6 protein-coding genes and 1 pseudogene are annotated in these 6,543 nt (G+C 35.2%); all 7 read right to left on the reverse strand.

What is annotated here, in order from left to right; genetic code table 11:
- Positions 1-441 (reverse strand): annotated as a pseudogene (locus NEOC65_RS09405) (IS5 family transposase); the annotation flags it as partial.
- 101 nt (positions 442-542) lie between these two features.
- On the reverse strand, positions 543-947 hold the full coding sequence (locus tag NEOC65_RS09410) for a hypothetical protein (RefSeq protein ID WP_213156340.1): 405 nt from the start codon (positions 945-947) through the stop codon (positions 543-545).
- Entirely contained in the window at positions 948-1,577 is a 630-nt protein-coding gene (locus tag NEOC65_RS09415; RefSeq protein WP_166156236.1) for a hypothetical protein, read from the reverse strand.
- Positions 1,578-2,219 (reverse strand): hypothetical protein, encoded by a 642-nt coding sequence (locus NEOC65_RS09420; RefSeq protein ID WP_166156239.1) that lies wholly within the window; start codon positions 2,217-2,219, stop codon positions 1,578-1,580.
- Complete coding sequence (locus tag NEOC65_RS09425; RefSeq protein ID WP_166156242.1) at positions 2,220-2,642, reverse strand: hypothetical protein; 423 nt, start codon at positions 2,640-2,642, stop codon at positions 2,220-2,222.
- Positions 2,643-2,723: 81 nt separating this feature from the next.
- Entirely contained in the window at positions 2,724-3,530 is an 807-nt protein-coding gene (locus NEOC65_RS09430) for a hypothetical protein (protein WP_166156245.1), read from the reverse strand.
- 438 nt (positions 3,531-3,968) lie between these two features.
- Positions 3,969-6,401: an ankyrin repeat domain-containing protein gene (locus NEOC65_RS09435; RefSeq protein ID WP_213156341.1), complete on the reverse strand. Its 2,433-nt coding sequence runs from the start codon at positions 6,399-6,401 to the stop codon at positions 3,969-3,971.
- Positions 6,402-6,543: the final 142 nt, after the last annotated feature.

The following is a 6,543-nucleotide window of genomic DNA, read 5'->3' on the forward strand; positions in this document are numbered from 1 at the left end:
CTACATAGCATGTTAATAAAAAGCCTTGCGTATCCACTACAATGTGCCTTTTACGCCCCTTAACCTTTTTAGCTCCATCATAACCTGTAAGCCCCCCCTTTCTACTGTTTTAACTGACTGGCTATCGACGACGGCAGCGCTGGGATCGGGGTTCCTCCCCATTATAACTCTTAATTTTTTTCTTAAATGATGATTAATTTTCTCAAACAAATGTGCGTCTTTCCACTTCTTAAAGTAAGTGTAAACCGTTTTCCAATGAGGAAAGTCTTTGGGTAGATAATGCCACTGGCAACCGGTTCTTAAGACATAAAAAATGGCTTCCAATAACTCTCTTTTTGTATGTTTAATAGGTCTGCCTCCTTTGCTGTAATCTACTTCAAAGTAAATTTTAATGGCTTCCCATTCACGATCTGATAAATCACTAGGGTATGCATTGCTCATCTTTACCTCCCTTTTCTCTCAAAGATTATCTTAAATAAGTCGTTTTGTATCAACCTATTAGATCTTTGATAAAGTAGATGAATGAGGCAAAATAGGGGGTTTTAAGATATCCTCTTAGTATTTTTAATAAAAAAATGTTTGTGTTTATGGTAATATTCTAGGCATTTATTCTTAAGCTCAGGTCTTTCATTTATAAAGGTATCTAGAAGATAAGTTTTCCGCTTTAATTCTTCGATCTCAGGTTTGAGTTTTTCACATTCTAATCTTGCCTCTGTATCTATAGGGTCTTCTTTTTCAAACCACCAAATTGAAAGATCGTCTTTAAGATCCTTAAAAAATTCTTGAAGATAATGAAAAATACCAAGAGCAATTCCTTTTATTTGAGCCCCTAAATAAGAACATATTTTACAAATTCTAACGAATAGTTGAGAAGCATGCGCAGTTTTTTGTGGGCATGTTTTGATAGGAAGTATATAAGATGAAGTAACACTTGGAGTTATTGCCATTCAATCTTCCTTATTTTCCAAAGCTTGTGTTAATAGAAGTGGAAAAACATTTCCTGCGCCTTTTGCAGCTTTTTCTGCTTCTATTACATGCTTTTCAAATAGGGTGTAAACTTCTTTAAACCTTGTAATAAAATTTATGCGTTGATTTACTTCAAATTCAAGGTCAAGTTTCTCTACTGCAAGAATATTTAACTGATCCACAGGATTATCAGGATCAAAATCAGTTCTCCCACAGCCTCTAATATTCTTGATAAGAAGATGTTTATATTTGTGATAATATTCTAAGCATTTAGCTTTAAGCTCTGGTCTTTCGTTTATAAAGGTATCCAGAAGTAAAGTTTTTCGCTTTAATTCTTCAATCTCAGGTCTAAGCCTTTCACATTCTAACCTTGCCTCTGTATCGATAGGATCTTCTTTTTCAAACCACCAAATTGAAAGATCGTCTTTAAGATCCTTATAAAACTCTTGAAAATAATAAAAAATCTCAAGAGCAATTCCTTTTACCCGGGCACCTAAATAGGAACATATTTTACAAATTCTAGAGAATACTTGAGAAGCATGCCCAGTTTTTTGTGCGCATATTTTGAGAGGAAGTATACAAGATGAGGTAACACTTGAAGTTATTGCCATTCAATCTTCCTTATTTTCCAAAGCTTGTGTTAATAGAAGTGGAAAAACATTTCCTGCGCCTTTTGCAGCTTTTTCTGCTTCTATTACATGCTTTTCAAACAAAGCGTAAACTTCTTCAAAGCTTGTAATAAAATCTATACGTTGATCTAATTCATACTCCAGGTCAAGTTTTTCTACCCCTAAAATATTTAATTGGTCCACAGGATCATTAAGATCAAGATCAATAGCAAGTCTTGTTCTTGGAGAACCCCTTTGATTCTTGATGAAGAAATGTTTATATTTATGGTAATATTCTAAGCATTTATTTTTTAGCTCTGGCCTTTCGTTTATAAAGGTATCCAGGAGAAAGGTTTTCCGCTTTAATTCTTCAATCTCAGGTCTAAGCCTTTCACATTCTATCCGTGCCTCTGTATCGATGGGATCTTCTTTTTCAAACCACCAAATTGAAAGATCATCCTTAAGATCCTTATAAAATTCTTGTAAATAATAAAAAATCTCAAGAGCAATTTTTTTTATGCGGGCACCTAAATAAGAACATATTTTACAAATTCTAACGAATACTTGAGAAGCATGCCCAGTTTTTTGTGAGCATGCTTTGATAGGAAGTATACAAGATGAAGTAATACTTAAAGTTATTGCCATTTAATCTTCCTTATTTTCTAATGTTTGCATTAATAGAAGAGAAGAAGTATTTCTTGCCCCTTTTGCAGCTTTTTCTGCTTCTAGCACATGCTTTTCAAATAGGGCGCAAACTTCTTTAAAGGTTGCAATGAAATCTATACGTTGCTCTAATTCATATTCAAGGCCAATTTTCTTCACTGCAAGGTTATTTAACTGACCTGCAAGATTATTGCCGATTAAAAGCAATCTTCCTACCCCCTCCACTGTCCTTTGCAAGAAGATGTTTAGAGTGGTAATAACATTCCAAGCATTTAGTTTAAGCTCAGGTCTTGCATTTATAAAGGTATCTAAAAGTAAAGCTTTTCGTTTTAAACCCTCACTTGTAGGTGTAAGCTTCTCACCATTTATCTTTGCCTCTGGAGCAAGAAGATCTCCTCTCTCCACTCATAAATTAGAAAATAACTTTTAAAATCATTAGATATATTTTGGAAAAGGGTAAACATATAAGTTCCTTTTCTGGCATAGTTAGGAGAAAGCAAATTTATCTTTTAACTGAAGGAGAAAAGTAGCTATATCTACGCCTTCTATAATAAAAGCTTGTTGTGGAAACAAAGCTTGGTTAACTAAAAAATGCTGCTGTAGCGTTCTAAATAAATCAACAGAACATTCTTCATCTTTTTCTAATTCTTGAAGCTCTTTTAACACGCGTGCTGCACTTAATTCTAAATGTACTTGCATGTTCTCTAACCTATTTTTTTCAGCTAGGTCTATGGATTGAATCCACTTTAATCGATGTGTACTTCCTTCGCGCAAAATAAAAGTGTCCACTAGCTTTCGTGCAGAAAAGCTACTTCCTAACAACCCGCATGCAAACGTTATTGTTCCGGCGGGAACTGCTCCTATACCTCCTCCCGCTAAAGCTCCTCCCAGTGCTCCCGTGCTGCCTAAAACAAATGCTCCGGTAGCCGCTATTTTAATCCAGGTCCATTGATGTCGGCTCCTCAATTTTTTTAAGTTTTTTTCGTCATATCCACTGGAATCTTTTAAAGTTTCTATATAATGCTTAATAGCATTTCTATAAATTCGGTCGAGCACTAAAATTTCTGGTGATAATTTCTTTGGATCTAAGCCTGCTAAGGCAGAAGGCAATAGAGAATCTCCTTGAAGAATTGCCATAATATGCTCAAAGTTTATGGCTCTCTTTTCCTCGGCAGTCATCAAAACGGGGTTTTTTTTCCAGTTCAATTTTGAGTTTTTTTTGACTAAAGTAAGCTTTTTTCCGTCATATTTAGCACGGATACGAGTGCAAGAAAAAGAAACGGTAAGAGACATAAAATTATTTCCTTATGTAATGAGTTAAATTTTTTTTATCCTATATATATGCTTAAGCCCCATGTGAAAAATGAATTATACGGGGGCAAAATCTGAAAATTTCTTCAGCCTTTATTTAGATTCACTTCGCCTATTTTCCTTTCTTTTTTATAAAAAAGTGTTTTTTTATTAATTATTTTATGTTTATATAAGCATAAAGAGAGGTAGCTAGGGTAATGCTGAGTAGGATGTTTTTTCTTAAATTATGCAGTGCTATTTCCTTTATATATTTTAACCTAATAGCCTTAATTTACTGGTTTCATCTCTCGTCTTTTAACAGCCAATTATCTTGTTGCTTTTGTTTCATCCCAAGTGGCCAGCGTGTTAAATATTAGCCTAAAATTTGGCCTGGCAATTGTCCTTAAGTTCCCTCTTTTAATAGCCGTAGGGTTTTTTTGATTATATTAGAGGTCCTATTTTATGAAGGAATTTTTTGGCCTCATTATTTAATAGATTTAAAAGTTTTTCCTTTCCCTCAAAGTTTATTTTCTCTACCTGTTGAATAATATTTAATGCCGAAATATCTGGATATAATGCATGAGCTCCTGCCTTAATGAGTAATCTGGCGATATCAAAATGTTGTTTTTGCACACAGGCATACCATAAAGGCGTACGGTAGTGTTTATCACAAATATCCACATCAATATTAACAGGTGATTGAGAGTGCAAAAGGCGGCGCACAGATTCTGTTTGTCCTTTTCTTACAGCTAAATGTAAAGCAGAACTGCCTTCACTGTCTTGTTCGTTGATATATTGCGTACGAGATAAGAGAGGAATAGCTAGCGGGTAATTACTTCTTACGGCTCGATGTAAAAGCGTTTCATTTTTCTTCTTTTTTTTATCCAACTTTTGATATTTTTTGAAGACACGACGTAAGGTATCGTTATCTTCGGCAACCAAATCAATAGGACGTTTGCCTTCAAAATTACAAATCTCTTGATTCGCGCCGCAAGTTAATAGTAAGCGAACAATTTCTACTTGACCTTTTTGAGCTGCACTATGTAAGGGAGTTAATCCGGTATCATCTTGGATGTCTAAGCTGGCATGATTTAAAATTAAAATTACAATATGGTTGAAGTTTCTAGCTGCGACAGCTAAATGCATCAATGTTTTACCTTCGTGATTAGCTTCATCTAAATCCGGCCGTGCAAATTCAATCAAAAGTCGAAAGTGTGTATAAGAGCCATTTTCTGCCGCTAATTCAAAAGCATTTTTGTTTAAAGGGCCATTTGCCCATGGATCCGCACCATTCTGTAAGAGCCATGCTGTGCTTTGCAAGGCTCCTTGCATACAAGCAATATGCAAGCCTGTATGATAGGGCTTTAATAAAGTATTAGGGGTGATACCATGCTGATAGAGATAAATGACGACCTCAATATTATCCTGAGAAATTGCTATTCGAGCAGCTTGATTGAGGCTTTCAACATTTTTTGAAATACGATATTTATAGAATATCTCTAAGAGCGGCTTGGCAGCTTTGTTCATAGCAGCAAATGATAAAACATCTAAGTCGTGCTCAGTTTTTGATTGGACTTGAACTTGCTGTTTTAGTAGCCATCTGGCAGTTTCTGCTTGGCCATTAAAGATGGCCAAATGAAGGGGAGTGGCTCCTTGAAAAAGGCTGTCATTATTAGGTAAATCATTTAAATTTTCTGATGCTTCTAATTCTACACGAGTATCTAAAGAAACCCCTAATTGTTTTAAGTTGGATAAAATATCTGTTTGGCCATGATAAGCTGCAAGATGGGCAGGTTCTAGGCTTGAGCGAGAGGTGTTATTACATGTCTCTTGACGTGCTATCAATAGCTTGAGCACTCGCTTTGCTCCTGGAAGAGTAATAATGTTAATTTCCTTTTCATCTATAATATGAGGATTAGCCCCCTTGAGAAGCAGATGGCGAGCAATTTCCTCTCTTTCTAAAGTCAAAGAGATATATAAAGGCGTTACCTTTTCTAACGTTCCTATTTGATTGGGACGAGCTCCATATTTTAAGAGAGCATTAACGGCAAGGGATTTATTATGCTTGCATGCAAAAATTAGAGGTGTTATCCGCTCAAAGTCATAATGTTCAAGATTGGCTCCGAGTTCAGCAAGTATGCGAATGTTTTCTTTAGTAGTTGGAGTATTGTTCCGTATAGCATAAAAGAGGGGGGTACGCCCCTCATTATCTTCTCTATTTAAATCTTTCTTTTTAAGCTGTTGAATGAGTGTTTTTAACTCTACAAGATTGCAGTATTGCGCTGCTAAATGGAGAGGGGTGCTTCCTTTATGGTTTTTTATAGTTAATTCATTAGCAGGAATGCTCAAAAGAGATAGATTGTTTTTGGCAAGCAGGTGGGCGACTGTATCTCCATTACTATCACTTACTTTATGTATAAGAACGGGATATTTTAATAATTCGCTTATAAGCAAGCGAACATTATTCTTTTTAGAAAATTGAAGAATAAAATGTAGATAAGTTCCCCAATAATTAGAAAAGTTATCAGGCGAGAAGATTATCTCCTTAGAATCAAACTGAGGGAAAATTTCTAGTAAACCATTGACATCATCATTATTCAACGTTTGATAAAACTTACTAACCCTTAAATCTCTTTCGGCTGTCTTATTGTTTAAAATAGCAACTACACCTGGATGCTTGCAAGCAAGCTCTAGATTAGATTTACCAGATTTGTGGCCTTCATTCAGGAATCCCGCATTTAGAAGAAGTTGAACACTGTGGGGATTTCCCTGTGAACACGCTAGATGCAAAGCATTATAATCAGAATGAGTAGTTCTTTTATCTACAAAGCCTGTATGTAAGATCAGGGCGTTTTGATGAGAAAGATTTGACAAATGCTATATAAATCTAGAATTATCTTCTTTCTAAAAGAAGGAGGTAACAATGGCCAGAAGAAAAACCACTGATAAAAATTTTGCTGATTTGCAAGAAGAGATTGATTTAGAGAGATTTAGAGAAAGCGTAAGATCTAACCCA

The organism is Neochlamydia sp. AcF65 (genome assembly GCF_018342435.1).
In the GTDB taxonomy this organism is placed as follows: Bacteria; Chlamydiota; Chlamydiia; order Chlamydiales; family Parachlamydiaceae; genus Neochlamydia.

Bases quoted from the DNA above. Each gene is read 5' to 3' on its own strand.
- NEOC65_RS09410 (WP_213156340.1), bottom strand. From the start codon at position 947: ATGGCAATAACTCCAAGTGTTACTTCATCTTATATACTTCCTATCAAA.
- NEOC65_RS09415 (WP_166156236.1), bottom strand. From the start codon at position 1,577: ATGGCAATAACTTCAAGTGTTACCTCATCTTGTATACTTCCTCTCAAA.
- NEOC65_RS09420 (WP_166156239.1), bottom strand. From the start codon at position 2,219: ATGGCAATAACTTTAAGTATTACTTCATCTTGTATACTTCCTATCAAA.
- NEOC65_RS09430 (WP_166156245.1), bottom strand. From the start codon at position 3,530: ATGTCTCTTACCGTTTCTTTTTCTTGCACTCGTATCCGTGCTAAATAT.